This window comes from Micromonospora sp. MW-13 (assembly GCF_003434305.1).
Taxonomy (GTDB): Bacteria; Actinomycetota; Actinomycetes; order Mycobacteriales; family Micromonosporaceae; genus Micromonospora.
On sequence record NZ_QKKX01000002.1, the window covers coordinates 82,084 to 108,490 of the forward strand.

The 26,407-nt window shown below is 75.9% G+C and carries 22 protein-coding genes; 15 read left to right on the plus strand and 7 right to left on the minus strand.

The window, feature by feature from the left end; genetic code table 11:
- The first annotated feature begins 3 nt into the window (after positions 1–3).
- Positions 4–2,160: a RecQ family ATP-dependent DNA helicase gene (locus tag C5N14_RS01615; RefSeq protein WP_117665013.1), complete on the plus strand. Its 2,157-nt coding sequence runs from the start codon at positions 4–6 to the stop codon at positions 2,158–2,160.
- Positions 2,161–2,341: 181 nt separating this feature from the next.
- On the plus strand, positions 2,342–3,376 hold the full coding sequence (locus C5N14_RS01620) for a hypothetical protein (protein WP_243639049.1): 1,035 nt from the start codon (positions 2,342–2,344) through the stop codon (positions 3,374–3,376).
- Between the two features lie 60 nt (positions 3,377–3,436).
- On the opposite strand, the gene C5N14_RS01625 is transcribed toward C5N14_RS01620, so the two are convergent.
- Complete coding sequence (locus tag C5N14_RS01625) at positions 3,437–3,853, minus strand: helix-turn-helix domain-containing protein (RefSeq protein WP_117665014.1); 417 nt, start codon at positions 3,851–3,853, stop codon at positions 3,437–3,439.
- Positions 3,854–4,140: 287 nt separating this feature from the next.
- On the opposite strand from C5N14_RS01625, the gene C5N14_RS01630 reads away from it, so the two are divergent.
- On the plus strand, positions 4,141–4,599 hold the full coding sequence (locus tag C5N14_RS01630) for a hypothetical protein (protein ID WP_117665015.1): 459 nt from the start codon (positions 4,141–4,143) through the stop codon (positions 4,597–4,599).
- Positions 4,600–4,626: 27 nt separating this feature from the next.
- Here the strand turns inward: C5N14_RS01630 and C5N14_RS01635 are convergent, their stop codons facing one another.
- The gene (locus C5N14_RS01635) at positions 4,627–5,778 is read right to left on the minus strand and encodes an SAM-dependent methyltransferase (protein WP_117665016.1); all 1,152 of its coding nucleotides are present in this window, start codon (positions 5,776–5,778) and stop codon (positions 4,627–4,629) included.
- A gap of 131 nt (positions 5,779–5,909) precedes the next feature.
- Positions 5,910–7,613: a DEAD/DEAH box helicase gene (locus tag C5N14_RS01640; protein WP_117665017.1), complete on the minus strand. Its 1,704-nt coding sequence runs from the start codon at positions 7,611–7,613 to the stop codon at positions 5,910–5,912.
- Positions 7,614–7,999: 386 nt separating this feature from the next.
- Between C5N14_RS01640 and C5N14_RS01645 the strand changes: the two genes are divergently transcribed.
- Positions 8,000–8,227 (plus strand): hypothetical protein, encoded by a 228-nt coding sequence (locus tag C5N14_RS01645; RefSeq protein ID WP_117665018.1) that lies wholly within the window; start codon positions 8,000–8,002, stop codon positions 8,225–8,227.
- Between the two features lie 152 nt (positions 8,228–8,379).
- Here the strand turns inward: C5N14_RS01645 and C5N14_RS01650 are convergent, their stop codons facing one another.
- Positions 8,380–8,607 (minus strand): DUF3107 domain-containing protein, encoded by a 228-nt coding sequence (locus tag C5N14_RS01650; protein WP_117665019.1) that lies wholly within the window; start codon positions 8,605–8,607, stop codon positions 8,380–8,382.
- A 65-nt stretch (positions 8,608–8,672) separates the two neighbouring features.
- Positions 8,673–9,311, minus strand: a complete 639-nt coding sequence (locus tag C5N14_RS01655; protein WP_117665020.1) for a TetR/AcrR family transcriptional regulator — start codon at positions 9,309–9,311, stop codon at positions 8,673–8,675.
- Positions 9,312–10,243: 932 nt separating this feature from the next.
- Between C5N14_RS01655 and C5N14_RS01660 the strand changes: the two genes are divergently transcribed.
- From C5N14_RS01660 to C5N14_RS01690, 6 genes are all read left to right on the plus strand, one after another.
- Complete coding sequence (locus tag C5N14_RS01660; protein WP_371685786.1) at positions 10,244–12,424, plus strand: hypothetical protein; 2,181 nt, start codon at positions 10,244–10,246, stop codon at positions 12,422–12,424.
- 172 nt (positions 12,425–12,596) lie between these two features.
- Entirely contained in the window at positions 12,597–13,571 is a 975-nt protein-coding gene (locus C5N14_RS01665; protein ID WP_117665022.1) for an alpha/beta fold hydrolase, read from the plus strand.
- Between the two features lie 62 nt (positions 13,572–13,633).
- Positions 13,634–14,533 carry a DUF3152 domain-containing protein gene (locus C5N14_RS01670; RefSeq protein ID WP_243639051.1) on the plus strand — a complete coding sequence of 300 codons (900 nt, stop codon included), beginning with the start codon at positions 13,634–13,636 and terminating at the stop codon, positions 14,531–14,533.
- A 212-nt stretch (positions 14,534–14,745) separates the two neighbouring features.
- On the plus strand, positions 14,746–15,570 hold the full coding sequence (locus C5N14_RS01680; protein ID WP_117665025.1) for a DUF3152 domain-containing protein: 825 nt from the start codon (positions 14,746–14,748) through the stop codon (positions 15,568–15,570).
- 108 nt (positions 15,571–15,678) lie between these two features.
- Positions 15,679–16,860 carry an adenylyltransferase/sulfurtransferase MoeZ gene (gene moeZ / locus C5N14_RS01685; RefSeq protein WP_117665026.1) on the plus strand — a complete coding sequence of 394 codons (1,182 nt, stop codon included), beginning with the start codon at positions 15,679–15,681 and terminating at the stop codon, positions 16,858–16,860.
- A 127-nt stretch (positions 16,861–16,987) separates the two neighbouring features.
- Positions 16,988–17,809 (plus strand): prenyltransferase/squalene oxidase repeat-containing protein, encoded by an 822-nt coding sequence (locus C5N14_RS01690; protein WP_117665074.1) that lies wholly within the window; start codon positions 16,988–16,990, stop codon positions 17,807–17,809.
- A gap of 15 nt (positions 17,810–17,824) precedes the next feature.
- Here C5N14_RS01690 and C5N14_RS01695 read toward each other — a convergent pair whose 3' ends face one another.
- Together C5N14_RS01695 and proB are read right to left on the minus strand one after the other, a co-directional pair.
- Entirely contained in the window at positions 17,825–19,069 is a 1,245-nt protein-coding gene (locus C5N14_RS01695; RefSeq protein ID WP_117665027.1) for a glutamate-5-semialdehyde dehydrogenase, read from the minus strand.
- A 36-nt stretch (positions 19,070–19,105) separates the two neighbouring features.
- Positions 19,106–20,263: a glutamate 5-kinase gene (gene proB, locus C5N14_RS01700; RefSeq protein ID WP_117665028.1), complete on the minus strand. Its 1,158-nt coding sequence runs from the start codon at positions 20,261–20,263 to the stop codon at positions 19,106–19,108.
- Positions 20,264–20,300: 37 nt separating this feature from the next.
- On the opposite strand from proB, the gene C5N14_RS01705 reads away from it, so the two are divergent.
- The 5 genes from C5N14_RS01705 (at position 20,301) to C5N14_RS01725 (ending at position 26,384) form a co-directional block, all read left to right on the plus strand.
- Positions 20,301–20,615: an MGMT family protein gene (locus C5N14_RS01705; protein ID WP_117665075.1), complete on the plus strand. Its 315-nt coding sequence runs from the start codon at positions 20,301–20,303 to the stop codon at positions 20,613–20,615.
- Positions 20,616–20,647: 32 nt separating this feature from the next.
- On the plus strand, positions 20,648–22,057 hold the full coding sequence (locus C5N14_RS01710) for an MFS transporter (protein ID WP_117665029.1): 1,410 nt from the start codon (positions 20,648–20,650) through the stop codon (positions 22,055–22,057).
- Positions 22,058–22,084: 27 nt separating this feature from the next.
- A complete protein-coding gene (locus C5N14_RS01715) occupies positions 22,085–23,632 on the plus strand; it encodes an aminotransferase class V-fold PLP-dependent enzyme (RefSeq protein ID WP_117665030.1) in 1,548 nt (515 codons plus the stop codon).
- A 566-nt stretch (positions 23,633–24,198) separates the two neighbouring features.
- On the plus strand, positions 24,199–24,783 hold the full coding sequence (locus tag C5N14_RS01720; protein ID WP_117665031.1) for an NADH-quinone oxidoreductase subunit B: 585 nt from the start codon (positions 24,199–24,201) through the stop codon (positions 24,781–24,783).
- Between the two features lie 284 nt (positions 24,784–25,067).
- Positions 25,068–26,384 carry a DUF2252 domain-containing protein gene (locus C5N14_RS01725; RefSeq protein ID WP_117665032.1) on the plus strand — a complete coding sequence of 439 codons (1,317 nt, stop codon included), beginning with the start codon at positions 25,068–25,070 and terminating at the stop codon, positions 26,382–26,384.
- Positions 26,385–26,407 lie beyond the last annotated feature (23 nt).

Genomic DNA, 26,407 nt, shown 5'->3' on the forward strand with positions numbered 1-26,407 from the left:
CGGATGAGCCAGGATCGGGCGGCGGTACGGGAGCGGGCCGAGGCGGTGCTGCGGCGGTTGGCCGGGGAGCACGCCCGGCTGCGGGAGGACCAGTGGCGGGCCATCGAGGCGCTGGTCGTCGACCGGCGGCGGGTGCTCTGCGTGCAGCGCACCGGGTGGGGCAAGTCGGCGGTCTACTTCGTGGCCACCGCCCTGCTGCGGGAGCCCCCCGCCGCCGCCGGCCCGACGGTGATCGTGTCGCCGCTGCTGGCGCTCATGCGCAACCAGGTCGAGGCGGCGGCCCGGGCCGGCATCCGGGCCCGCACCATCAACTCGGCCAACCTCGACGAGTGGGACGAGATCACCGCCGAGATCCACGCCGGCACGGTCGACGTGCTGCTGATCAGCCCGGAACGGCTCAACAACCCGGACTTCCGGGACACCGTGCTGCCGAGGCTGGCGGCCACCACCGGCCTGCTGGTGGTCGACGAGGCGCACTGCGTCTCCGACTGGGGGCACGACTTCCGGCCCGACTACCGGCGGCTGCGTACGTTCCTCGGCAACCTGCCCGAGCGCACGCCCGTGCTCGCCACCACGGCCACCGCCAACGCCCGGGTCACCGCCGACGTCGCCGAGCAGCTCGGCACCGAACTGGCCGCCCCGGCCGCCGAGCGCCCGGACGTGCTGGTGCTGCGCGGGACCCTGGACCGGGAGTCGCTGCGGCTGGGCGTGCTGGACCTGCCCAGCCCGGCGCACCGGCTCGGCTGGCTCGCCGACCACCTGGACCGGCTCCCCGGGTCGGGGATCATCTACACGCTGACCGTGGCGGCGGCCGGCGAGACGGCGGAGTTCCTGCGCTCGCGGGGGTACCCGGTGGCCTCGTACACGGGGCAGACCGAGGACGCCGACCGGCGGGCCGCCGAGCAGGACCTGCTGGACAACAAGATCAAGGCGCTCGTCGCCACGAGCGCGCTGGGCATGGGCTTCGACAAGCCCGACCTCGGCTTCGTGGCGCACCTCGGCGCCCCGCCGTCGCCGATCGCGTACTACCAGCAGGTCGGCCGCGCCGGCCGGGCCGTCGAGCACGCCGAGGTGCTGCTGCTGCCCGGCGTCGAGGACGCGGCCATCTGGCGGTACTTCGCCTCGCTCGCGTTCCCGCCCGAGGAGCAGGTCCGGGCCGTGCTGGCCGCCCTGCACACCGACCGGCCGCTGTCCACCCAGGCCCTGGAGCCGATCGTCGACCTGCGCCGGGCCCGGCTGGAGCTGATGCTCAAGGTGCTCGACGTGGACGGCGCGGTCCGCCGGGTGCGCGGCGGCTGGCTCGCCACCGGCGAGCCCTGGGTCTACGACGAGGCCCGGTTGCGCCGCGTCGCCCAGGCCCGCACCGCCGAGCAGCAGGCCATGCGGGAGTACGCGACCACGCCCGGCTGCCGGATGCGGTATCTGCGCGAGTGCCTGGACGACGTCGGGGCGGGCGACTGCGGCCGGTGCGACCGGTGCGCCGGGCCGCTGTTCACAGCCGAGGTGTCCGGGCCGGCGCAGGGCGCCGCGCAGGCGTACCTCGGGCGTCCCGGGGTGGAGATCGCGCCGAAGAAGCTGTGGCCGACCGGGCTGGACGCGGTGGGCGTACCGCTGAAGGGCCGGATCCCCCCGGCGGAGCAGGCGCTGCCGGGGCGGGCCGTGGGGCGGCTGTCCGACCTGGGCTGGGGCGGTCGGCTGCGCGAGCTGGTCGGGCCGGACGCGGCCGACCGGCCGGTCCCCGACGACGTGGCCGGCGCGGTGGTCGAGGTGCTGAAGGCGTGGGCGCACGGCGACGACCCGTGGCCCCGCCGCCCGGTCGGCGTGGTCGCGGTCGGCTCCCGGCGGCGGCCCGCGCTGGTCGGCTCGCTCGCCGAGCGGATCGCCACGGTGGGCCGGCTGCCGCTGCTCGGCCAGGTGGTTCCCGCCGGGTCCGCCGGCCCGGACGGGCCGCGCGGCAACAGCGCCCAGCGGGTACGCGCCCTGCACGACGCCTTCGCCGTGCCGGACGAACTGGCCGGCGCGCTCGCCGGGCTGGACGGCCCGGTGCTGCTCGTCGACGACCTGGTGGACACGGGCTGGACCCTGACCATGGTGACCCGGCTGCTGCGCCGGGCCGGCGCGCCCGACGTGCTCCCCCTCGCCCTCGCCGTCGCCGGCTGACGCGCGGGCGGCCCTCGGGCGGGTGCGCCGGAGGCCGCCGGGTTCCCGCGTCGGGCGGCAGCCAGGGCGGCGACCCGGAAGCGGCCGGGACGGAAAGTTCCCGGGCGGGGCGGATTGCGACCGGTGCCACGCCACGCGGTCGTTGGCCGGCCGGTCGGGAACCCGGCGGTACCGTGGGCCCATGAGCGATCAGCGACCCGGCCCGGCCGAGGCGCCGCCGTCGTCGCCCGCGCCGGGCGCCGGCCCGGCCGAGGTGTCCGCGTCGCCGTCCGCCCCGCCCGGGGGCGGCGTGCCGGAGACGGCGGGGGCGCTGGTGGACCGGGACACGCTGCGGCTCGCGCTGGTGGTGGGCGGGCTGGTGCTCGCGGTGCTGCTCGGTTTCGGCCTCGGGCGGCTCAACCCGCCACCCGCCGACGCGACCGGGCGGACCTCGACGGCCGCCACGGACCACCCCCACGCGCCCGGCACCGGGGCGCACGAGCACGGCACCGGCACCGACACCGGCGGCGCGACCGAGGTCGGCGGCCTCGCGGTCGGCTCCGGGGGCTGGACGCTGGCCCCGCTGTCCACCGCCTTCGCCGCCGGGCGGCCGGGCGAGTTCCGGTTCCAGGTCCGGGACGTCCAGGGCCGACCGGTGACCCGGTTCGCGGTCGTGCACGACAAGCCGATGCACCTGATCGTGGTGCGCCGGGATCTCAGCGGCTACCAGCACCTGCACCCGACCATGGCCGCCGACGGCACCTGGTCGGTCCCACTGACCCTGCCGCAGGCCGGGGCGTGGCGGGCGTACGCGGACTTCACCCTCGTCACCGACGACGGCGGGCAGAGCGTCCGCACCCTCGGCGTCGACCTCTCCGTCCCCGGCGACTACGCGCCCCGGCCGCTGCCGGCCCCGACCCGCACCGCCACCGTGGACGGGTTCACGGTGAGCTGGTCCGGCGAGCCCCGGATCGGCGCGACCCGGCCGCTCCGGTTCGCGGTCCGCGCCGGGGACGTCACCCCGACGCTGGAGCGCTACCTGGGCGCGTACGGCCACCTGGTGGCCCTGCGCGAGGGGGACCTGGGCTACCTGCACGTGCACCCGGAACCGGGGCCGGCCCCGGACGGGGTCACCTTCCAGCTGACCGTGCCGGGGCCGGGGCGTTACCGCCTGTACTTCGACTTCCAGGTGGCCGGCGAGGTGCGGACCGCCGAGTTCACCCTCACGGCGCCCTGACCGCCGGCGGCACCCCGGCAGCCGCCACGGCGCCCCGGCGGACCATCCTGGCGGTGCTGCTCAGCCGGCCCGGCGGACGGGCCGGCGGGCCAGGTAGCGCAGCAGGTCGCGGATGTGGTGCTTCTCCTCGGCCGGCACCGCCGGGTCGGCCAGCCGCTGGAGGATGACCCGGACGTCGGCCTCGACCGGCCCCTCGTCGCCGCGCCGGCGCGGGGCGGGGCCCGAGTCGGGCAGTCCGAGAGCCCGGAAGGCCGCCGCCACGGGAAGGTCGAGGGCTGCGCAGAAGCCGCGCACCTTCGCCAGCTCGGGATAGTCGTGCCAGTCGCCGGCCAGCCAGCGGAAGACGGTGGAGCGGCCGACCCCGGTGTGCCCCGCGAGGTCGCTGACGGTCCAGCCGCGCTCTTCCCGAGCGTCGTCGATGGCCCGGCGCACGAAGCGTGCGAAAGCCATCTGTGGCGAAACCTCTGACGCGACCATCCCTGCGGGGTCTTCCTTCCGGCCGGAGCACCGGACGGTGCCCTTCGAGCGTAATGCCCCCGGCGGCGGACGCAAGCCATCGCCCGCCCCTTGATCGTCGTCCGTGCCGCCGGCCCCGGATGACCTGCGAAGATCGCTCACCTCGTCCTGGACCGACGTGCCGGGGCTGGTTCTCGACGGTCGGGATCGCGACTGTCGGTGTTTGTCGAACGTCAACTAAGATTGATGCTCGTCCACCTGGCGTCCGCGGTCGCCCGTCCCCACCGACCGCGTCGATGAGGAGCAGCATGGCCGATCCGAGCCGTCCCCCGCCGTACCGTCCGGGTGCGGTCAGCCTCTTCTTCGTGGCCAAGGCCGGCGTCTTCGCCGCCGGCTTCTGGATCTGGCTCCTGGTCCTCGTGCTCGACACCGACCAGGCCAACGGGGCCCACGTCCTGGCCGCCGCCGGCGCGGTCACCACGACGCTCGTCGGCGTGGTGCTCGGCGCCCGGCTGGCCCTGCAACGCAACGCGGCCGTGCGGCACGCGGAACTCAAGCGGCTGCTGGTCGACATCTCCTGGAACGCGTTCGCCGCCGCCGGCAACGCCGAGACCCCGGGCAAGGTGGTGCCCTTCCCGACGGTGTCGTCCGACGGCGAGCGCTCCGGCCGGGGAGCCGGGGACCGGGTGTCGATGTTCGACCGCGGCTCCACCAACGAACGGGCGCCGGGCCGGGACCGGGGCGGCAACGGCGAACGCCGCCGCTGAGCGCCCGGCCGGCCGGATCGGCGGGGGTCAACCCTCTCGGGCGGCGAGCAGTGTCTCCAGGCGCGGGGTCACCTGCCACTGGTCGAGCAGGGCGCGGTACTCCGCCCGTTGCTCGGGGCCGGGCGCGGCGTCGACCCGGCGGGCCCGGATCAGCAGGTTGCGGGGGGTGTGCCGGGAGTCGACGAACTCCACCACCTCGGTCCGGTACCCGTGCATCCGCAACAGGGCGGCCCGCAGCGAGTCGGTCAGCACGTCCGCGAAGCGCTCGCGCAGGATCCCCTGCCGGGTCAGCAGGTCGTACGGGGCCGGGGCTGGCCGGGCGCGTAGCTGGGCGGCGAGGTCGTGGTGGCAACACGGCGCGGCGAGCACCCACCGGGCGTCCCACCGCACGGCGCGGGCCAGCGCCTCGTCGGTGGCGGTGTCGCAGGCGTGCAGCGCCAGCACCAGGTCGGGCGCGGGCTCGACCGCCGCGTCGGCGATCGTGCCGGCCACGAAGCTCACCCGGTCGGCCCAGCCCAGCCGCTCGGCCAACTCGGTGTTGCGCCGCCGCTGGTCCTCCCGCACGTCGACGCCGACCAGCCGCACGTCCAGGCCCCGCTGGGAGAGGTAGCGGTACGCGGCGAAGGTCAGGTACGCGTTGCCGCAGCCCAGGTCGACCACCCGCAGCCGGCCGGTGAGGTCGTCCGGCAGGGTGGCGGCGAGTGCCCGCAGGAACGCGTCCACCTGCCGGCGCTTCGCCGCCGAGCCGCCGATCTCGGCGAAGATCTCGTCGCCCGGGTCGAGCAGCCACTCCTTGGCCCGGTCGTGGCCGCCCGGTTCCGGCGCGGGACGCGCGGCGGCGACCCGGTGCACCTGCGCCGCACCGGACTTGGTCACCCGGAGCTGGAGCGTCACGTCGGCGGTCTCCACGTGCCAGTTGCCGAACGGCTCGGCCAGCAGGGCGTCCACGGCCGCGCCGGCCTCCGCCCCGGGCGCGACGTTGCGGGTGTACGGGCGGGCCCCGTCGGAGGTGGCGATCTGCAACCGGGGCCCGGCCTTGAGGGCGACCGGGCGCAGTTCGGCGCGGACCACCGAGGGGCGGTGCCCGCGTCGGCGGCCGGCGGCGACCGCCCGGGTCAGCGCGGGGTCGAGCAGCAGCGCCCGGACCTCGGTCAGGGCGGCGTCCAGCGGTTCGGGCATCTCTCCATCTTCCTCGTCGCCCGAGCGGTCCCGTCGGGCGGCCGGTCCCGCCGAACGGCGGCTCGGCCGGAACGCGACATCCCCCGCGCCGGGCGGACCGGCGCGGGGGATGTCGACGTCTGGGACGTGGGTCAGTCGGCGGTCGCCTCGGCGGGCATACCCGCGCCGGAGCCGCCCCGCCGGCGCCGGCGCCGGCGCGGCTTGCCCGGCTCGCCCTCGGCGGCGGCCGTGGCCGGTTCGGCGGCGGCCGACTCGGCGGAGATCACCGCGGTCGGCTCGCCGACCACCACCTCGCCGGCCCGGCGGCGCCGGCGGCGGCGCGCGGTCCGGGCGCCCTCCTCGGCGGCCTGGTCGACCGGGACCTCGGCGGCGTCCGGCCCGGCGGCCGGGCCGGAGCGGCCCCGGCGGCGCTCGCCACGACCGTGCCCTTCGTCGCGACCGCGTGCCTCGTCGCGCCCGCGGCCCTCGCCGCGCCGGGAGCCCCGGCCGCCACCGGTGCCCTCACCGCGCCGGGGCCGGCCGCCGAGGTCCTCCTCGACCTCGGCCGACAGCCCGGCCCGGGTCCGTTCCGCCGTCGGCAGGGTGCCGGTGACGTCGCGGGAGATGTCCAGGTCGGTGTAGAGGTGCGCCGAGGTGTGGTACGTCTCCGGCGGCTCCGGCATGTCCAGCCCGAGCGTCTTGTCGATGATCCGCCAGCGGGGCATGTCGTCCCAGTCGACGAAGGTCACCGCGACGCCGGTGGCGCCGGCCCGGCCGGTACGACCGATCCGGTGGGTGTAGGTGTCCTGGTCCTCGGGGCAGTCGTAGTTGATGACGTGGGTGACGCCGGTGACGTCCAGCCCCCGGGCGGCCACGTCGGTCGCGACCAGGATGTCGATCTTCCCGGCCCGGAACGCGCGCAGCGCCCGCTCCCGGGCGCCCTGGCCCAGGTCGCCGTGCACGGCCGCCACGGCGAAGCCGCGGAAGTCGAGGTCCTCGGCGACCCGGTCGGCGGCCCGCTTGGTGCGGGTGAAGATCATGGTGAGCCCGCGCCCCTCCGCCTGGAGGATGCGCGCCACGATCTCGACCTTGTTCATCGAGTGGGTGCGGTAGACCAGCTGCTGGGTCTGCGGCGACGGCCCGGTCTCGGCGGTGTGCCCGGCGTGGATCGTCACCGGGCGGCGCAGGAAGCGCCGGGACAGCGCGACGATCGGGTCCGGCATGGTGGCCGAGAAGAGCATCGTCTGCCGGTCCTCCGGCAGCATCGCGAGGATCTTCTCGACGTCGTCGAGGAAGCCCAGGTCCAGCATCCGGTCGGCCTCGTCGAGGACCAGCGCGTGTACCCGGTCGAGCCGCAGGTGCTTCTGCTTGGCCAGGTCCAGCAGCCGGCCCGGCGTGCCGACCAGGATCTCGACGCCCTTGCGCAGCGTGTCGATCTGCGGCTCGTACGCGACGCCGCCGTAGATCGGCAGCACCCGCACGCCGCGGGTCCGGCCCGCCGCATCGAGGTCCTTGGCGACCTGGATGCCCAGCTCGCGGGTGGGGACGACGACCAGGGCCTGCGGCACGCCGTCGCCGCCCTCGGCCGGGGCGAAGACCCGCTCCAGCAGCGGTACGCCGAAGCCGAGGGTCTTGCCGGTGCCGGTGGGCGCCTGGCCGATCAGGTCGGTGCCGCGCAGCCCGATCGGGAGCGCGTACTCCTGGATGGCGAAGGCCCGGGTGATGCCGGCCGCAGCCAGCGCCTCGACGGTCTCCGGCCGGGCGCCGAGCTCGGCGAACGTGGGGGCCTCCGGGCGGACCGGGGCGGTCGGGGCCAGCTCGTGGCCGCCTGTGAGATCGGAAATCTGCTCGCTCATATGGATTTGGGGGTGCCCTCTCGTGGTGCGCCCCTCATGTCCTCAGGGCGCGGTCGGTAGGTGGCGCGGGCCACACGGTCGGGGGCGGAGTCGCCGAGCCGGACCGGGCCGCACGCGCGCCGTGGGCAGGACTTCGGGTCAGACCGGACCTCGGTCAGATCGAACCTGGGTCAGATCGAACCTGGGTCAGATCGGTGCCCACGGCAACTGCTCCATACTACCTGAGCCGCCGCCGTGTCGTCCCTGTTCAGGGATGCGGCCCGACAGTCGGGGGTGTTAAGTGTGATCTGAGTCACGTCCGGTGGCTCTGGCGTCCGGTCACCCGGGGCGATACCGGGCATCCCGCCGCCCGACCGGCTCGCCGCCCTCGGCCGCCTGAGGAGGCGATGGCGCCGTACGAGGAGGCGATGGTGCCGTACGTCGAGCCGTCGCAGGCGTACCACGACTCGACCGGGCCGAAGGACCGGCTGGAGGCGGTCCCGAGGGCGTACGTGGGCTACGCGGCCCGGCGACCCGTCGGGGAGACGGTCTTCCAGGGCGGCGGACCGGGGCGCGCTCACCGCGCTGGTCGCTGGGGAGCAGGTGGACGCGTCGACGCTGTTCCCACCGGCTGACGGCCGGGTACTCCGACCGGATGACGGCGGTCGGTGTCAACGACTGACGCCACGGCCCGCCGGGCAGGGGCGCTGCCAGCACCGGACCGCGCGACGGCGCCCGTGGCGGACGGTGGGCGGCGCGCCGCACCCCGCCACGGACGCCGGCCGGATCAGCGGACGGTGAAGCCGACTGCCCGCGGCGACGCCTCGGCGATCTCGACGTAGGCGACCTTGCTGACCGGCACGATGACCCGCCGGCCCTTCTCGTCGGTCAGGGAGAGCGTCCCCTCGCCCTTGGCGATGGCGTCGGTCACGATCTGCTCGATCTCGGCCGGCGACTGCGCGCTCTCCAGAACCAGCTCGCGCGGCGCGTACTGCACGCCGATCTTGACCTCCACGGTGCCTCCTCAACTGGGGCGAAAAAGCCGCCGTGGGAAGGCTATCCGATCTCGCGACCGGATGTTCAGGCTGACTCACCTTGCAGCGGGAAGCTGGCGATGCCCCGCCAGGACAGCGCGGCGACGAGCGCCTCGGCCTCCGCCTTGGGCACCTGCCGGCCATCGGCGAGCCAGAACTGCGCCGCCGTCTCCGCCGCGCCGACCAGCCCGGAGGCGAGCAGCTCGGCGTGCGCCCGGCTGACCCCGGTGTCGGAGATGATCGTGTCGGTAATCGCCGCGATGCAGCCCTGCTCCACCCGTTCCACCCGTTGCCGCACGGCCGGGTCGTTGCGCAGGTCGGACTCGAAGACGAGGCGGAACGCCTCGCTCTCGTGGTCGACGAAGTCGAAGTAGGCGCGCACCGACGCGCCGACCCGCTCCTTGTTGTCGTTGGTGCCGCGCATGGCGTCGTGCACCTTTGCCACGATCGCGTCGCAGTGCGTGTCCAGCAGCGCCAGGTAGAGCTCCATCTTGCCCGGGAAGTGCTGGTAGAGCACCGGCTTGGAGACCCCCGCCCGTTCGGCGATGTCGTCCATCGCGGCGGCGTGGTAGCCCTGCGCGACGAACACCTCCTGCGCCGCCGCGAGCAGCTGCTTGCGGCGCGCCGAGCGGGGCAGGCGCGTGGGCCGGCCGGCGGTCTGGGCGCCGTTCCCGACAGCCGTCATGGGAACCTCCGAAACTGTTCGTACGAGCCGGCACTTATCGCCCGAACCGGTCGAGGCTCGTGAGCCCCTCGCGGAATTGGCCCGCCGCTGTAACTTATCGCCACTGTCACCACACGGTAGCCTCAGCGGGGGCGACCAAGGAGCGCGCGGTGACTGAAACAGGGCAACCCGGTGCCGCCACCCCGGGAGAGCACGGCGACGGGACGGGTCAGCAGGATGACCTGGCCCGTTCCGTCAACGGATGGGCGCCCTCGGCGGTCGGCTGGTCCACCGGCGGCGAGGGGACGCGGGAGCCGCAGCCCCCCTGGCGCCGGTCCGAGCCCGTCTCCGGTTGGGGTGCCTCGTCACCGCGCCACGGGGACCTTCCGGCGCCGCTGCCCGGCCTGCCCCCCGAGCCGGGGCCGCCGGCCCGGATCAACGGCCACCCGCGCGTCAACGGCGTGAGCCACGGCGGGGAGGAGGCACCGGTGGGCCGCCAGGCGCCGGTCAGCGCGCCGCCGCTGGGCGGGGAGCCCGGCCGGGACGGCGACGGCGAGCGGCTGGCCGTCCCCGCGCAGCGCCCCGCCCCGAGGCGGGAACGGTCGACCGGCCCGCAGCACGGCGGCGAGGCGGACGCCGCCGCCCGGCACGCCTCCGGGGAGGACCCGGCGGCCCGCGCCGGTCGCTGGTCGGACGGGAACGTTCCGTCGTCCGCGCCGCCCGCCGTGCAGGTGCCGCCGCCGGGCACGGCCGCCTCCGGCTTCGAGGTGCCACCCGGGCTGCACGCCCCCACTCCCGAGCGCTCCGTGCCCGAGCCGACCGCGTCCGCCGGCGGGGCGTCCGACTGGGTCGACCGGCCGTCCGACTGGGCCGACCGGTTCCCGCCCGACGTCGATCCGCGCGGCTATCCGCAGGCCGACCCGCCCGGCGCTGACCGGGTGACCCGCCCGCCGGTGGCGGAACAGGGCGGTCGCCCGGCAGCCGAGCCGGGGTCGGCGCAGGCCGCCGGCCCGTCCGCCGCCGACCAGCCCGCCCGGTCGCCTGCCGCCGACCAGCCCCCCCGGCCGCCGGCCGCCGACCGGGCCGGTCAGCCGCCGGCCGCCGCCGACCGTCCGGATGCCGACGACCGCCGGGCTGCCTGGGAGCGCGCCGCCGAGCGCGCGGCGGCCCCCGAGCCGGGCTGGGCCGGCCCCGACTGGAACCGGCCGAGCTGGGGCGGCGGCTGGGCACCGCCGTGGCCCCCGGAGCAGGGCGGGGGGCCCGGCCGTCGGGCCCGCGAGGAGGAGGAACCCGCCGGTCGCCGGCCCCGCGAGGACGAGGACCCGGCCGGCCACCGGTCCCACGGGGAGCGCGAACCGTCCGGCCGCCGGTCCCGCGAGGACCGGGCCGTAGACTGGGCCCCGGACCCGAGCCGCGGCTACCAGCCCGAGGCGGGCCGCACCCACGCGGCGGATGCCGATCGCCCGTACGCCGCCGAGCCCGGCCACCCCCACGCCGCCGAGCCGGCTAGCCCCCACGCCGCCGAGCCGGCCCGGCCGTACGAGCCCGCCCGGCCCTACCAGCCGCTGCGCCCCGAGGCCGCCCGGCCGTACGAGTTTCCCCGGTCCGAGTCGCGTCCCGGGTACGAGCCGGCGGCCCGGCCGGCCCCGGAGCCGGTCGAGCGTCCCGGCTGGGCAGGTGGGCGTCCCGCGTCCGCCCCCCCCGGGCCATCCGCGTCCGGTCCCGAGGACGCGGCCGTCGATCCCGCCGAGGCGCGGGCCGCCCGGCCGTTCCGGCTGCGACCCGTCTCCGATGACACCCTGCCCGTTGAGCCCCCCGGCCAACCGCCGGCCCCCACCAGCGCCGGGCCGGCCGTCGTACCCGCCACGAGCGGGATCGGACGGCTCATCCGGACCCCGTCCGCGCCCGTCCCGACGAGCGCACCCCCGTACGCGGCCCGCCGATCCGCACCCGACCCGGTATCCCCGGCCACCCCGGTCGACGACGACCGGCGGCCGGACCGCACCTCGGCGGTGCTGCCGCAGCGCGTCCCCGCCGAGCCGGACGTGCCCGTCGTGCCGGAGCCGCCAGCCGTGGAGCCCCCCGCCGAAACCCCGGAACTCGCCCGCATCGCCACCCACCTACGCCGCGACGACGAGCCCGCGCCGCCGCAGGAGCGGCCCGAGGGGTTCGACGTCAACGCGATCCTCGACGCCGTCCGGGGGGTCGCCGGGGTGCGGGACGCGGCGTTGCGCCGTACCCCGGCCGGGGCGCACAGCCTCCGCCTCGACCTCGCCGACGGCGCGGACCCGGCCGAGGTGAGCCGGCACGTCGCCCGCCTGCTCCAGGAGCGGATGGGGCTGGCCGCCGCGCCGCAGAACGTTCCCGGGTTCCCCAACACCCCGCCTCCCCCACCGGTGCGACGCCGCTCGGTGGACCCGCTGCCCGACGCCCGGGTCCCCGAGGCCCGCAGCGGCGGGCCGCGGACGCCCGAGGGTCGCGCGCCGGCCGAGGCCCCGCCGCACCGGGGCGAGCGCCGCACCGAGCCGGCGGGCGAGCCGCCGCGCCGACGCCGCCAGCCGACCGGGCACCGCGGCCGGGCCGCCGTGGAGGAGCCGGGCCAGGTGACGACCGCCGCGCCCGGCGCCGCGACCGGCAGCCCGGCGACGCTCGGCGCCTCGTACTCGGGCGGGCAGATGACCACGACGGAGACCGCGCCGTCGCGCCCGCTGGACACCGGCGGGTTGCCGGGCCCCCGGGTGGTGATCGACCACGTCCAGGTCAGCACGTTCGGCCTCGACGCCACCGTCGAGGTCCGGCTCCTCGCCGGCGCGGAGAGCGCGGCGGGGTACGCCACCGGGCCCGCCGTGGACGGCTACGTGCTGCGGCTCTGCGCGGTCGCCGCCGCCGCGGCGATCGACAGGCTGCTGCGCGGCGGGGAGCAGGAGGCCGACCGGAGGCGGTGTTTCGTCGAGCACACGGCGGTGGTGCCGTTCGGCAACTGCGAGGTGGCCACGGTCGTGGTGCTGCTGGTCTGCGACGGCTGGGTCGAGCAGCTCGCCGGGTCGGCGCTGGTCGCCGGCGATCCGCGGCAGGCCGTGGTCCGGGCGACCCTGGCGGCGGTCAACCGGCGGATCGAGGCGCTGCTGGCCTGACCGGTCGCGTGCCGGCCCGCCGGCCGGACCCGACCGGGTGCGGCGGCGGCCCGACCCGGGTGGCGGCCCGACCCGGGCCTGGCTCGCCGGGCCCGCGCCGGGCCCGCGCCGGGCCGGCACCGGCCGCGGGGGGTGGACACCCGCGCGGGGCCGATCCGGGCAGACTTGAGCCATGAGACGAGCCACCCTCGGGCCGGACCACCTGCTACCCGGGCCCGAGGCCCCGCCGCCGTGGCCCGGCCGGGAGGTACGCCTCGACGACTCGGTCACCTACGTCCGGGACACCCCGGCCAGCGCGCCCGGCGCGGAGCCGGCGCTCTACGTGCACGGCCTCGGCGGTTCGTCGCAGAACTGGACGGACCTGGCCGGGCTGCTCGCCGACCGCCTCGACGGCCAGGCCGTCGACCTGCCCGGGTTCGGGCTCAGCGAGCCGGGGCACCGGTACACGGTCCGCAGCTTCGCCGACCGGGTGGTCCGGCTGATCGAGCACGCCGGGCGGGGGCCGGTGCACCTGTTCGGCAACTCGCTGGGCGGGACGATCTCGGTGCGGGTCGCGGCGCTGCGTCCCGATCTGGTGCGCACTCTGACGCTGATCTCCCCGGCGCTGCCGTTCCTCGACTTCCGCCGGTCGTTGCAGGGCCGGATGCTGCCGGTGCTGGCCGTCCCCCGGGGCGAACGCCTCGTCGGCTGGCAGTTGGCCCGGGTGGCCCCCGAGGTGATGGCGCAGCAGGTGATGGAGTCCTGTGTGGCCGACCTGACCCGGATCAGCGAGCAGCGCCGGCGCGAGGCGCTGGAGGAGATCCGGACGCGCTACCACGCCGAGCACCACGCCGCCGCGTACGTGCGCACCTTCCGGGGGCTGGTCGCCAGTTTCCTGCGCTCGTACCTGCGCGGGTCGGAGTCGCTGTGGCGGATGGCCGCCGCGGTGTCCGCGCCGACGCTGGTGATCGGCGGCACCCATGACCGGCTGGTCGACGTGCGGGTGGCGCCGCAGGCCGCCCGGGTGATCCCGGACAGCCGGCTGCTGATGCTCGACGGGGTGGGGCACGTGGCCCAGATGGAGGTGCCCCGCACGGTGGCCCGGGCGGTGCTCGGGCTCCTCGCCGAAACGGAGGACGCGGCGGCCCGCCGCGACATGGCAGGCTGACCGGGATGCCCCGATTCCTCTCCCGCCGGGCTCCTCGCACGGGCCCCCCGGCGGCTCCCCTCGTGCGCCCCGCCCGCCGGTGGTGGCGGACCGTTCTCCCGCTGGTCACGCTCGCCGTGTGCGTGCTGGCCGGGGTGGCCGTGCTGGCCGGCCGGCCCTCGGCCGGCGAGGTGTGGCGGTCGCCGGCCGGGGTGGCGGAGGCGGCGCTGGACCAGCCCGCGCCGCCCCTGGCGTCCGCCCCGGCCGGCCCGGCCGCCCTGGCCGATCCCGCCGGCCCGATCGGCCCTGCCGTCGCGGCTCCCGGGTCGGTGTCCCACCCGGCCGCGCCGGCCCCCGGCGGGTCCGCGTCGCCAATGCTGCGGCTGCCCGGCCCGGTGCCCTCGGCCGGCCGGGGCGGTTTCCGGTACGACGACCGGGCCGGCGAGGTACTCGGCACGTCCGGTCGGCTGCGCCGCTACCGGGTGGCGGTGGAGCCGGAGACGGGCGAGGACGTGCGGGCGTTCGGCACGGCGGTGCAGGAGGCGCTGGCCGGGCCGGGGAGCTGGGTGGACGGCGGCCGGCTGCGGTTGCAGCGGGTGCCGGGCGGGGCCGGGCACGACTTCACGGTCTACCTGGCCACGGCGCGCACCGCGGGCCGGATGTGCGCGGCCGGCGGTGTCGACATCCGGGTGGGCGGCCGGCCGTACACCTCCTGCCGGGCACCCGGGAAGGTGATCATCAACCTGGACCGGTGGCGGAGTTCGGTGCCGCACTTCGTGTCGGCCGGCGTGCCGCTGGCGGTCTATCGGACGTACGTGGTGAACCACGAGGTCGGGCACCAGCTCGGGCACCACCACGAGCGCTGCCCGAAGCCGGGCCGGCCCGCGCCGGTGATGATGCAGCAGACCCTGTTCCTGCGGGGGTGCGTGGCCAACCCGTGGCCCTACCTGGACGGCCGCCGGTACTCCGGCCCGTCGCTCTGACCGGCGGCGACCCGGTCCGGTGGCCGGGCCGGGCGGGGGGCCGGCTTGCCGCCGACGGTCTTGCGGGCGATGAACTCCGGGCCACCCGCGAACGGCGACGGGACCGGCGGGGCCGGTTCCGGATGGCGCGCCGGGGCGGGCAACGCGAAGGCTTTTCGCGGTAGTTGAGGCAAAGGCGCGGAAATGCCCGTTTGGTCTGGCAGGCTGGGGCCGTGACTTCGGCGTCCCCTTCCGTCCCGTCCCGCCCCGCCGGTCCGCGTCCCGGCAGGGCCGGGCAGCGGGCGCGGCGACCCCGCCCGCGTACCCTGCTCGGTGGCCTCGCCGGGCTGGTGGCGCTCGTCGCGGCGGCAACCCTGGTCCTCGGCGGCCCGCCGACGGCCGGCCCTGGCGGGAGCTGGGTCGTGCCCGGCGGTGGCCCGGTCGGCCGGGTCGTGCCGACCGGCCCGGCCGCGGCGACCGGCTGGCCGAGCAGCGGCCCCGGCCGGTTCACCCCGGCGGCGGGCGAGAGCCCGGTCCGGGGCGCGGACGGCCCGGTGCGCCACTACCGGGTGCTCGTCGAGCAGGGCACCGACCAGGACGCGGACGCCTTCGCGGCCACCGTCGACGAGGTGCTCGGCGACCCGCGGAGCTGGATCGCCTCCGGGGAACTGCGGGTGCAGCGGGTGGCCGCGGCGGCCGACGCCGACTTCACCGTCTACCTGGCCACCCCGGTCACCTCCGAGCGGCTGTGCGCGCTCGGCGGGCTGAGCACCGAGCGGTACACCTCCTGCCGGCTCCCCGGCCAGGTGATCATCAACCTGGCCCGCTGGATGACGGCGGTCCCGGACTACGGGGCGCCGCTGGACGTGTACCGGACGTACGTGGTCAACCACGAGGTCGGGCACGAGTTCGGCGAGCTGCACGAGGCCTGCCCGGGGCCCGGCGAGCCCGCGCCGGTCATGCAGCAGCAGACGTACGGCCTGGACGGCTGCCTGGCCAACCCCTGGCCCTACCTCGACGGTGCCCGGTACGCCGGGGAGCTGATCCCGGGCGTCTGAGATATTCCCGCTCCCGCATGTCGGGCGACGTGGCCCTGCTCATGGCCGAACCCCGCTGCGGCGAGCAACAATGGCGCGGTTCCCACCGCCGATCCCGGGGAGTCCACCGTGTCGTTGCCCCCGCTCGTCGAGCCCGCCGCCGAGCTGACCGTTGACGAGATCCGTCGCTACTCCCGCCATCTGATCATCCCAGACGTCGGGGTCGAGGGGCAGAAGCGGCTGAAGAACGCCCGGGTGCTCTGCGTGGGCGCCGGGGGCCTCGGCTCGCCGGCCCTGCTGTACCTGGCCGCCGCAGGCGTCGGCACGCTCGGCATCATCGACTTCGACACCGTCGACGAGTCGAACCTCCAGCGGCAGATCATCCACGGGGTCTCCGACGTCGGCCGGTCCAAGGCCGAGTCCGCCGCCGCGTCGGTCCGCGAGATCAACCCGCTGGTCAACATCGAGATCCACAACACCGCGCTGGACCGGGACAACGTCCGCGAGATCTTCTCCGGCTACGACCTGATCGTCGACGGCACCGACAACTTCGCCACCCGGTACATGGTCAACGACGCGGCGGTGCTGCTCGGCAAGCCGTACGTCTGGGGGTCGATCTACCGGTTCGACGGCCAGGCGTCGGTGTTCTGGGCCGAGCACGGTCCCTGCTACCGCTGCCTCTACCCGGAGCCCCCGCCGCCCGGCATGGTCCCCTCCTGCGCCGAGGGCGGCGTGCTCGGCGTGCTCTGCGCGTCGATCGGCTCGATCCAGGTCAACGAGGCGATCAAGCTGCTCGCCGGCATCGGGGAGCCGCTGGTCGGCCGGCTGATGGTCTACGACGCCCTGGAGATGGAGTACCGCAAGATCAAGGTTCGGAAGGACCCGAACTGCGTGCTCTGCGGCGAGAACCCGACGGTCACCGACCTGCTGGAGGACTACGAGGACTTCTGCGGCGCGGTCTCCGAGGAGGCCCAGGAGGCGGTCGTCGACTCGACCATCACCGCCGCCGAGCTCAAGGAGTGGCAGGACACCGGCAAGGACGTCTTCCTGGTCGACGTCCGCGAGCCCGCCGAGTACGAGATCGTCCGGATCCCCGGGTCGACCCTGATCCCCAAGGGCGAGATCATCTCCGGAGAGGCGCTGGCGAAGCTGCCCCAGGACAAACAGATCGTGCTGCACTGCAAGTCCGGCGTCCGGTCCGCCGAGGCGCTCGCCGCGCTCAAGGCGGCCGGCTTCCGCGACGCGGTGCACGTCCAGGGCGGCGTGCTGTCCTGGATCAAGCAGATCGATCCGTCCCTCCCCGCGTACTGAGCCGAAAGGAAGGGCCCCTTCTCCACCGAGGTGTGGAGAAGGGGCCCTTCTTCGCACCTGCTCGCCCAGCTGTCGCTCGGCCGACCATCCGAGGCGTGATCGCGTTTGCGCCGGTAGCGTGGCTGCCGTGGTCGACTTGGACGCCGCGATCGGCTTCGTGGTGGCGCACGGTGACGCGGTGGACCGCGCCCGGCTCTCCTGGCTGCGCGCCGGCGCCGCGCCCGCGCCGGAGCTGCTCGACAGCGCCGAGGTCGGCCAGACCCCGGAGGGCGGCTGGCCGGCGGTCTGGGGCGGCGACGTCGCCTCGGTCGACGCCACCTGCTTCCGCCTCGCGGAGCTGGACGACCTGGGCGCCCTCGGCCGTCCCGCCGCCCGCCGGGCGCTGGACTGGCTGGCCACCCGCCAGCAGGCCGACGGCTGCTGGGAGGAGGCCCCCGCGTTGGCGGACGCCGCCCCGGCGTGGGCCCGGCCGGGCGACCCCGAGGCCCGCCTCTACCTGACCGCCAACGCCGCCTTCTGGCTGACCGTGGCCGGCCTGGACGCCCGCGCCGCCGGCCCGCTCGACCACCGGGTCGGCGGCGCGTACGCCGGGGTGGTGCACGCCGCCGCCCAGGCGCTCGTCGTCGAGCTGAAGCCGGACGGCACCTGGCCGTCGTACCTGGCCGTCGGTTGGCTGAGCGCGGCGGTGTTCCACCGGCAGGAGCTGTTCTACGAGTCGGCCCGGATCCAGGTGGTGCTGGCCGACCGGATGCCGCGGATCTCCCCGGCCAACGCCGCGTGGCTGGCCGCCGCCCTGCGCCGGGTCGGCGTCGACGAGCAGCACTGGACCCTGGTCGCGGCGCGCCGCCGGCTGGCCGAGACCCAGCGCAGCGACGGCGGCTGGGAGAGCGACGACGGCCACCAGTTCGACGTGCACACCACGCTGGCGGCCATCCGCGCCTGCCGCTGACCCGCCGTTGCCCGCCTACCCGCGCAGGTGGCCGTCGCCGGTGACGACGTACTTGGTGCTGGTCAGCTCGGGCAGGCCCATCGGGCCCCGGGCGTGCAGCTTCTGCGTCGAGATGCCGATCTCCGCGCCGAAGCCGAACTCGCCGCCGTCGGTGAACCGGGTCGAGGCGTTCACCATCACCGCCGCCGAGTCCACCCGGGCCACGAACTCCCGGGCCGCCGACTGGGAGTCCGTGACGATCGCCTCCGTGTGGCCGCTGCCGTACCGGCGGATGTGCGCGACCGCCGCGTCAAGCGAGTCGACGACGGCGACCGAGATGTCGGCCGACAGGTACTCGGTGGCGTAGTCGTCCTCGGTGGCCGGCACCACCGCGGCGGAGTGCGCGGCGACCTCGGGGGAGCCGTGCACGGTCACCCCGGCCTCGGCGAACGCGGCCAGCACGGCCGGCAGGAAGGCGTCCGCGACGGCGGCGTGCACCAGCAGCGACTCGGCGGTGTTGCAGGTGGACAGCCGCTGGGTCTTGGCGTTCAGGGTGATCGCCACGGCCTTGGCCAGGTCGGCGGCGGCGTCGACGTACACGTGGCAGTTGCCCACCCCGGTCTCGATCACCGGCACCGTCGACTCCTCGACCACGGTGCGGATCAGCGACGCGCCGCCGCGCGGGATCAGCACGTCGACCAGGCCCCGGGCGCGCATCAGCTCCTTGACCGAGTCGCGGCTGGAGGCGTCGAGCAGTTGCACCGCGTCCGCCGGCAGGCCGGCCCCGGCGACCGCGTCGCGCAGCACCGCGACCAGGGCGGCGTTCGACCGCGCCGCCGAGGAGGAGCCACGCAGCAGCGCCGCGTTGCCGGACTTCAGGCAGATCCCGGCGGCGTCCACGGTCACGTTCGGGCGGGCCTCGTAGATGATCCCCACCACCCCGAACGGCACCCGGACCTGGCGCAGCTCCAGGCCGTTGGGCAGGGTCGAGCCGCGGACCACCTCGCCCACCGGGTCGGGCAGCGCGGCCATCTCGCGCAGCGCGTCGGCGATGCCGGCCACCCGGCCCGCGTCGAGGGCGAGCCGGTCCAGCACCGCCGCGCTCAGCCCGGCCGCGCGCCCGGCCGCCAGGTCCGCCGCGTTCGCGGTCAGGATCTCGGGGGTACGCGCCACCAGCGCGTCGGCCATCGCGGCCAGCGCGCCGTCCTTGACCGTACGGGTGGCGACGGCCAGCGCCTCCGCCGCGTCCCGGGCCCGCCGGGCCTGCTCGTCGACGCTCATCCTGCACTCCTCACGGTGTTGGGAAGGGTCCCTTGGCTACAGCAGCACCAGGTCGTCGCGGTGGACGACCTCACGTTCGTACGCCGGGCCGAGCGCCGCGGCCAACTCGCCGGTGGAGCGGCCGAGCAGGCCGGGCAGCTCGACGGCGTCGTAGTTGACCAGCCCCCGGGCGACCGGGGCACCCCCGGTGTCGACCAGGTCGACCGGGTCGCCCGCGGTGAACGCCCCGTCGACGGCCGTGATCCCGGCCGGCAGCAGCGACTTGCGCCGGCCCACCACGGCCGCGACCGCACCCTCGTCCAGGTGCAGCCGGCCGCGCGGGCTGGTGGCGTGGGCCAGCCAGAACAGCCGGGCGGCGGGCCGCCGCCGCCCGGCGTGGAACAGGGTGCCGACCTCCTCGCCGGCCAGCGCCCCGGTGGCCAGCGGCGCGGCGGTGAGCACCACGGGGATTCCGAAGCCGGTGGCGATCCGGGCCGCCTCGACCTTGGTGACCATGCCGCCGGTGCCGACCCCGGCCCGGCCAACCCCGCCGACCTGTACGCCGGCCAGGTCCCGCTCGTCGCGGACCTCGGTGATCCGGGTCGACTCCGGCCGGGCCGGGTCGCCGGTCCACAGCGCGTCGACGTCGGAGAGGAGGACCAGCAGCTCGGCGTGGACCAGCGCGGCGACCAGGGCGGCCAGCCGGTCGTTGTCGCCGAACCGGATCTCCTCGGTGGCCACCGTGTCGTTCTCGTTGACGATCGGCACGGCCCGCAGGTCGAGCAGCTTGCGCAGGGTCCGGTACGCGTTGCGGTAGTGCGCCCGCCGGGTCACGTCGTCGACGGTGAGCAGCACCTGCCCGACGGTCAGGCCGTGCCGGGCGAAACCGGCCGCGTACCGGCCGATCAGCAGGCCCTGGCCGACGCTGGCGGCGGCCTGCTGGGTGGCCAGGTCGCGCGGGCGCCGGGTGAGCCCGAGCGGGGCGAGCCCGGCGGCGATCGCGCCGGAGGAGACCAGCACCACCTCGCGGCCGGCGGCGGTGAGCGCGGCGAGGGTGTCGACCAGCGCGTCGACCCGGGCGTCGTCGAGGCCGCCGGACGCCGTGGTCAGCGAGGACGAGCCGATCTTGACGACGACCCGCCGGGCCGAGGTGACTGCTTCGCGCACCCGCCCATTCTGCGTGGTCGGTCCCGTGCCCCCGGCCGCGGTTCCCATACTCTGGCCGGTCGGGACAGGCTGGGGGGTGGCGGACGTGACACCTGAGGAGTACGTCGAGGCGGTGCTGGAACTGGTCGAGCGCATCCCGCCGGGCCGGGTGATGTCGTACGGCGCGGTCGCCGACGCGCTCGCCGAGCGCTCGGGACGGGCGTCGGCGCGGCTGGTCGGGTCGATCATGGCCCGGCACGGGGGCGGGGTGCCGTGGCACCGGGTGGTCAACTCGACCGGCCGGCTGCCGCCCGGCCACGAGGTCGAGGCGCGGGCCCGGCTGCGCGCCGAGGGTGCCCCGCTGCGCCCGTCGGGCGTCGACGTGGCGGCGGCGAGCTGGTCGCCGGAAGAGGGGATGTGACCCCGGCCATAACGTGAGTAACATTCGGCGTCATGACGCTGCCGCCGGTCGGATCCGGTACGCCGCCCGGCGGGCTACCCCGTCGGGTGCACCTCGGCTACGCCCTGGGTTCGCTGGCCACCGGGGCCTTCGGCACGGTGCCCGGGCTGTTGCTGCTGCCGTACCTGACCGACACCCTGGGCGTCGCCGCCGGAGTGGCCGCCCTGCTGGTGCTCCTGCCGAAGGCGTGGGACGTGCTGGTCAACCCGGTCGTCGGCCGGATCTCCGACCGGACCAGGTCGCGCTGGGGGGCCCGCCGGCCGTACCTGCTGCTCGGCGGGCTCGCCCTCGCCGCGCTGTTCGCCGCGATCTTCGCCGCCCCGTTCGGCTCCGGCCCGGCCGCCGCCGGGTACGTCGCCGTCGCCTTCCTGGCCACCGCGACGGCGTTCGCCTTCTTCCAGGTCCCGTACGTGGCGATGCCGGCCGAGCTGACCGCCGACTACGCGGAACGTACCCGGCTGATGAGCTGGCGGATCGCGGTGCTGGCGGTGGCCATCCTGGTCTCCGGCGCGGTGGCCCCGGCCGTGGTGACCGCCGGCGGGGACGGCGTCCCCGGGCACCGCTGGATGGGCCTGTTCGTCGCCGCGCTGATCGTGCTCGGCGCGGTCGGGGCGTTCCTCGGCACCCGGGGCGCGCCCACCGGCACGGCCGGCGAGAGCGAGCCGACCCTGCGCGCCCAGCTCGCCGTCGCCGGCCGCAACCGGCCGTTCCGGGCGTTGCTGGTCTGCTTCGTGATCCAGTCCGCCGGGGTGGCCACCATCCTGGCCGGGGTCAGCTACTTCGCCGACCAGGTGCTGCGCGACCCGGACACCGGCCCGACCGTGCTGTTCGCCTGCTTCGTCGGGCCAGCGCTGCTGGTGATGCCGGTGTGGACCCGGGTCGGCGCCCGGGTCGGCAAGCGGGCCGCCCTGGTCGCCGCGTCGGTGCTGCTGGCGGGCGGCGCGGTCATCCTGGTCGCCGCGCCGGCGCTGCCGGCCGTCGCGGTCTACCTGGTGGTCGCCGTGATCGGCGTCGGGTACGCCGGCCAGCAGGTCTTCGCGCTGGCCATGCTGCCCGACTGCATCGCGTACGACACCGCGCGTACCGGCCGGCGGCAGGCCGGCGTGTTCACCGGCCTCTGGACGGCGGGCGAGACTTTCGGCCTAGCCCTCGGACCGGGCATCTACGGCCTGGTCCTCCAGCTCAGCGGCTACGTCTCGTCCGACACCGGCGCGGCGGCGGCCCAGTCCGACACCGCCCGCCTCGGCGTCCTGCTCGGCTTCACGATCCTGCCGGCCCTCCTGGTGGCCCCGCCCCTGCTCCTGCTCCGCCACTACACCCTCACCCCGGCCGACCTGACCGCCGCCGTCCCCCACCACCGCTCCGCCGATCATGGAGTTGTGCTGGGAGAGAAAAGCCGCTGACCGCCACGAGAAGGGCACCACTACTCCATGATCGACGACCAGGACACCGGCCGGGCGCTGCCGGAGCGCGGGGTGCCGGCCGACCGGGTGCTCCGGGAGCTGCGGGGGCTGCGCGAGGGGGACCGGCCGACGCACGGGGGGCGGCTGTTCGCGTACGTGTACGACCCCGCCGTTCCCGGGCTGGACGAGCTTGCCGCCGCCGCCCACGCCGGCAGCGCGCACGTCAACGGGCTCGACCCGACCGCCTTCCCGTCCCTGCTGGCGATGGAGAACGCGCTGGTCGGGGCGGCGGCCCGGCTGCTCGGCGGCGGCCCCGGCACGACCGCCCCGGACGTCGTCGGCAGCGTCACCAGCGGCGGCACCGAGTCGCTGATCCTCGCCGTCAAGGCGGCCCGGGACGCCCGGCCCGACGTCGCCGCGCCCCGGATCGCGGTGCCGGTGACCGCGCACGCGGCGTTCGCCAAGGCGGCCCGCTACCTGCGGGTGGCCCTCGACCCGGTGCCCGTCGACCCGGCCACGCTGCGCCCGTCGGCCGCCGACGTCGCCGCCGCGATCCGCCCCGACACCGTGCTGGTGGCCTGCTCCGCCCCCTCGTACGCGCACGGCGTCGTCGACCCGGTCGCCGAGATCGCCGGGGTGGCCGCCACGGCCGGGGTGCGGTGCCACGTGGACGCCTGCTTCGGCGGCTGGACCCTGCCCTGGCTGCGCCGGCTGGGCGCCCCGGTGCCGCCGTTCGACTTCGCCGTCGACGGGGTCACCTCGATCTCGGTCGACCTGCACAAGTACGCGTACGCCCCGAAGGGCGTCTCGGTGCTGCTGCACCGCGACCCGGGGCTGCGCGCCCCGCAGTACTTCGCGTACGCCGACTGGCCCGGGTACACCATGGTCAACCCGGTGATCGCCTCCACCCGCTCCGGCGGCCCGATCGCCGCCGCGTACGCCACCCTGCGCCACCTCGGCGAGGACGGCTACCTGCGGCTGGCCGCCGCGACCCGGGACGCGGTGGCCGGGCTCGCCGACGCGGTGCGGGGCACCGACGGGCTCCGGCTGATGGCCGAGCCCGAGTCGACGGTGGTCTGCTTCACCTCGGCCGACCCGGGGCTGGACCTGTTCGTGCTGGTGGACGAGCTGACCGTGCGCGGCTGGCACACCCAGCCCCAGCTCGCGTACGGCGAACTGCCGGCGAGCGTGCACCTCACGGTGACCGCCTCGGTGGCCCCCCGGGTGGCGGAGTTCGGCCCGGACCTGGCCGACGCGGTGGCGGCGGCCCGGGCCGCCGGACCGGTCGAGCTGCCCGCCGAACTGACCGCGCTCGCCGCGACCCTGACCCCGGACGCGCTGACCCCGGAGCTGGTCGCCGGCCTGGCCGCCGGGCTCGGCCTCGGCGGCCCGGTTTCGGGCGGCCCGGTTTCGGGCGGCCCTGGCGTTCCGGGCGCTGACGGAGGAGCGGGCGCGGGCGGGGCGGTTCCGGACCGGACGGCCATGGTCAACGCGCTGCTGAACGCCGCGCCGCCGGCCCTGCGGGAGCGCCTGCTGGTCGAGTTCGTCGGGCTGCTGCAACGTCCGACGTACTGAGCCGAACCGGGGGTGCGACCGTCGGCTGCACCCCCGGCCCGCTCACCGGAACCTGATCGTCACCTCGTTGTTGTCGGGCTCGGGCTCCAGCAGGTGGTGCAGTCCCGGCCCGAGCGGGCGGACGTCCAACCGGGCCGTGCCGGCCGGCAGGGTGACGCCCTCGGGCAGCCGTACCCCGAGCTCCAGCAGTACCTGCCCGCGCGGGCCGATCCGGCCGAGCTGGCAGGTGAGCGGGGGTTTGTAAGCGTCCGGCTTCCCGGCGCAGGCCGACCAGCCGCACGCCGGTCGACGGGCAGTCCGACCCGGCCCGCCAGGCGGGCAGCGTGACCGGCGTGGCGAGCAGCTCGGCCCGGCTGATCCGGCCGTCCGGGGCCGTCCGGGCGGGGCTGGGACCGGTCGTGGTCGGCGCCGGGGCGGGGCTGTCCGGTGTCGGGCCGGCGACAGGCTGCCCCCGGCCCGGCGGTCCACGGCCAGCGGCCGGCTCGCTCGCGCGCCGTGGCGTCGGAGCGACCGGTCGGCCGGGGCGGCGGCTGTGGTTGACTGGCGCAGGAAGAGAGGGGGCGGTCGTGCAGCTGCCGGCAGTGCTGGGAGAGCCGATCCGGTTCGTGCTGAACTGGGGCCGCCGCTACTCGCTCTGGGTGTTCAACTTCGGCCTCGCCTGCTGCGCGATCGAGTTCATCGCCACCAGCATGGGCCGGCACGACTTCATGCGGCTCGGGGTGATCCCGTTCGCCCACGGCCCGCGCCAGGCCGACCTGATGGTGGTCTCCGGCACGGTCACCGACAAGATGGCCCCGGCGATCAAGCGGCTCTACGACCAGATGCCCGAGCCGAAGTACGTCATCTCGTTCGGCGCCTGCTCCAACTGCGGCGGCCCGTACTGGGACTCGTACTCGGTGACCAAGGGCGTCGACCAGCTCATCCCGGTCGACGTCTACGTGCCCGGCTGCCCGCCCCGCCCCGAGGCGCTGCTGCACGGCATCCTGCGACTCCAGGAGAAGATCGCCGCCGAGCAGTCCGGCATCGGCGGGGTCCCCCGCCCCGACTTGCTCGCCTCGCCGGCCGACGCCGCCGCCCCACCGGCCGGCGGGCAGCCGCCACGCTCGGTGGACTCGCTGACAGCGCCACCGGTCCGCCCGCCGGCCGGCTAGGGCCTGTATCGACATCCGCCGTCGTGGTGCGGTAGCTGCGGGGCGGGACTTCACGATCGTCTGCTGATTTTGGAGAACTCGCCCGGCGTGTCGTCTCACAAATCAGCAAACGATCACGCCACGACACGCCGCCTGCTGGTCTACCTCGCCACCCTTCAGGTGGAGGCCGCCGCGGAACTGGCTCAGGGGGGGTCCCGCCCGTCAGGCTGGCCGAACGCTTCACCGGTTGGGCCCGCCCCCGTAGGTAGGCCGCCTCGTGGCGGCCGGGGGCTAGCCTGCGGTCCATGACCCAGTCCGCGGACCAGCGTTCCGCCTTCATCGTCGACGTGCTCACCGAGGAGTTCGGCGCGTCGATCACGCTCGACCCGGCGGCGTTCCGCCGCAAGTTCCGCAAGATGGCCGCCTCACCGTTCGCCTTCTACCGGGGCAGCGCCTCGCTCTTCTACGCCGACCAGCGCGGCGACTTCGCCGACGACGCCTTCCTGGACGAGCGCACCAGCCGGGTGTGGATCCACGGCGACCTGCATGCGGAGAACTTCGGCACCTACATGAACGCCTCCGGGCAGCTCGTGTTCAACGTCAACGACTTCGACGAGGCGTACGTCGGGCCGTTCTCCTGGGACCTGAGGCGTCTCGCCGCCAGCGTGGCCCTGCTCGGGTACGCCAAGGCGCTCTCCGACCGGGCGATCAGCGACCTGGTCACCGGCTTCGCCCGGTCGTACCTGACCGAGCTGAGGGCGATCGCCGCCGGTGGGGACGACGCGATCGGCTCGATCACCCTGGACAACGCCGACGGGGTGCTGCGCCGGGTGCTCCAGCAGGCCCGGCTCAACACCCGGGTCGACCTGCTCGCCGCGCAGACCACCATCGACAACTACGAGCGCCGGTTCTCCCTCGGCGACGGGGTCTTCGAGATCGACGGCGACACCCGGGACAGGGTCTGCGCCGCCTTCCAGGACTACCTGGGCACCCTGCCCGAGTCCTCGGCCCGGCTGCGCCCGGTCGCCGCACACATCAAGGACGTGGTGCTGCGCAAGGGGGTGGGCATCGGCTCGGCCGGGCTGCCGTCGTACAACCTGCTGTTGGAGGGGCACACCCAGGCGCTGGAGAACGACGTGGTCATCTACATGAAGCAGGCCCAGGTGCCGGCGGTGGCCCGGCACATCGACGACGAGCGGGTGCGCTCCTACTTCCGGCACCAGGGGCACCGGACGGCGGAGTCGCAGCGGGCGCTCCAGGCACACGCCGACCCGTGGGTGGGCTACACCGAGCTGGACGGGGCCGGTCAGCTCGTCGCCGAGGTCTCCCCGTACGCGGCCGACCTGGACTGGGCGGACGTCAACGAGCCGGAGGAGCTGGCCGGGGTGCTGGCCGACCTGGGCCGGGCGGTGGCCCGGATGCACTCGGTGGCCGACGACGAGTCCAGTCACGACCTGGTCGACTACTCCACCGAGGAGGCCATCGTCGCCGCGGTGGACGCCGATTCCGACGGGTTCGTCACGGGGTTGGTGGAGTTCGCCCACGCGTACGGGCTGCGGGCCCGCGAGGACCACCAGCTCTTCGTCGACCTGTTCCGCAACGGCCGCCTGCCCGGCGTCTGACCGGCCGTGCCACCTCGCCTGCC

Coding starts and splice junctions, on each gene's coding strand:
- C5N14_RS01615 (WP_117665013.1), top strand. CDS start 4: ATGAGCCAGGATCGGGCGGCGGTACGGGAGCGGGCCGAGGCGGTGCTG.
- C5N14_RS01620 (WP_243639049.1), top strand. CDS start 2,342: ATGAGCGATCAGCGACCCGGCCCGGCCGAGGCGCCGCCGTCGTCGCCC.
- C5N14_RS01625 (WP_117665014.1), bottom strand. CDS start 3,853: ATGGTCGCGTCAGAGGTTTCGCCACAGATGGCTTTCGCACGCTTCGTG.
- C5N14_RS01630 (WP_117665015.1), top strand. CDS start 4,141: ATGGCCGATCCGAGCCGTCCCCCGCCGTACCGTCCGGGTGCGGTCAGC.
- C5N14_RS01635 (WP_117665016.1), bottom strand. CDS start 5,778: ATGCCCGAACCGCTGGACGCCGCCCTGACCGAGGTCCGGGCGCTGCTG.
- C5N14_RS01640 (WP_117665017.1), bottom strand. CDS start 7,613: ATGAGCGAGCAGATTTCCGATCTCACAGGCGGCCACGAGCTGGCCCCG.
- C5N14_RS01645 (WP_117665018.1), top strand. CDS start 8,000: ATGGCGCCGTACGAGGAGGCGATGGTGCCGTACGTCGAGCCGTCGCAG.
- C5N14_RS01655 (WP_117665020.1), bottom strand. CDS start 9,311: ATGACGGCTGTCGGGAACGGCGCCCAGACCGCCGGCCGGCCCACGCGC.
- C5N14_RS01665 (WP_117665022.1), top strand. CDS start 12,597: ATGAGACGAGCCACCCTCGGGCCGGACCACCTGCTACCCGGGCCCGAG.
- C5N14_RS01695 (WP_117665027.1), bottom strand. CDS start 19,069: ATGAGCGTCGACGAGCAGGCCCGGCGGGCCCGGGACGCGGCGGAGGCG.
- proB (WP_117665028.1), bottom strand. CDS start 20,263: ATGGGAACCGCGGCCGGGGGCACGGGACCGACCACGCAGAATGGGCGG.
- C5N14_RS01710 (WP_117665029.1), top strand. CDS start 20,648: ATGACGCTGCCGCCGGTCGGATCCGGTACGCCGCCCGGCGGGCTACCC.
- C5N14_RS01715 (WP_117665030.1), top strand. CDS start 22,085: ATGATCGACGACCAGGACACCGGCCGGGCGCTGCCGGAGCGCGGGGTG.
- C5N14_RS01725 (WP_117665032.1), top strand. CDS start 25,068: ATGACCCAGTCCGCGGACCAGCGTTCCGCCTTCATCGTCGACGTGCTC.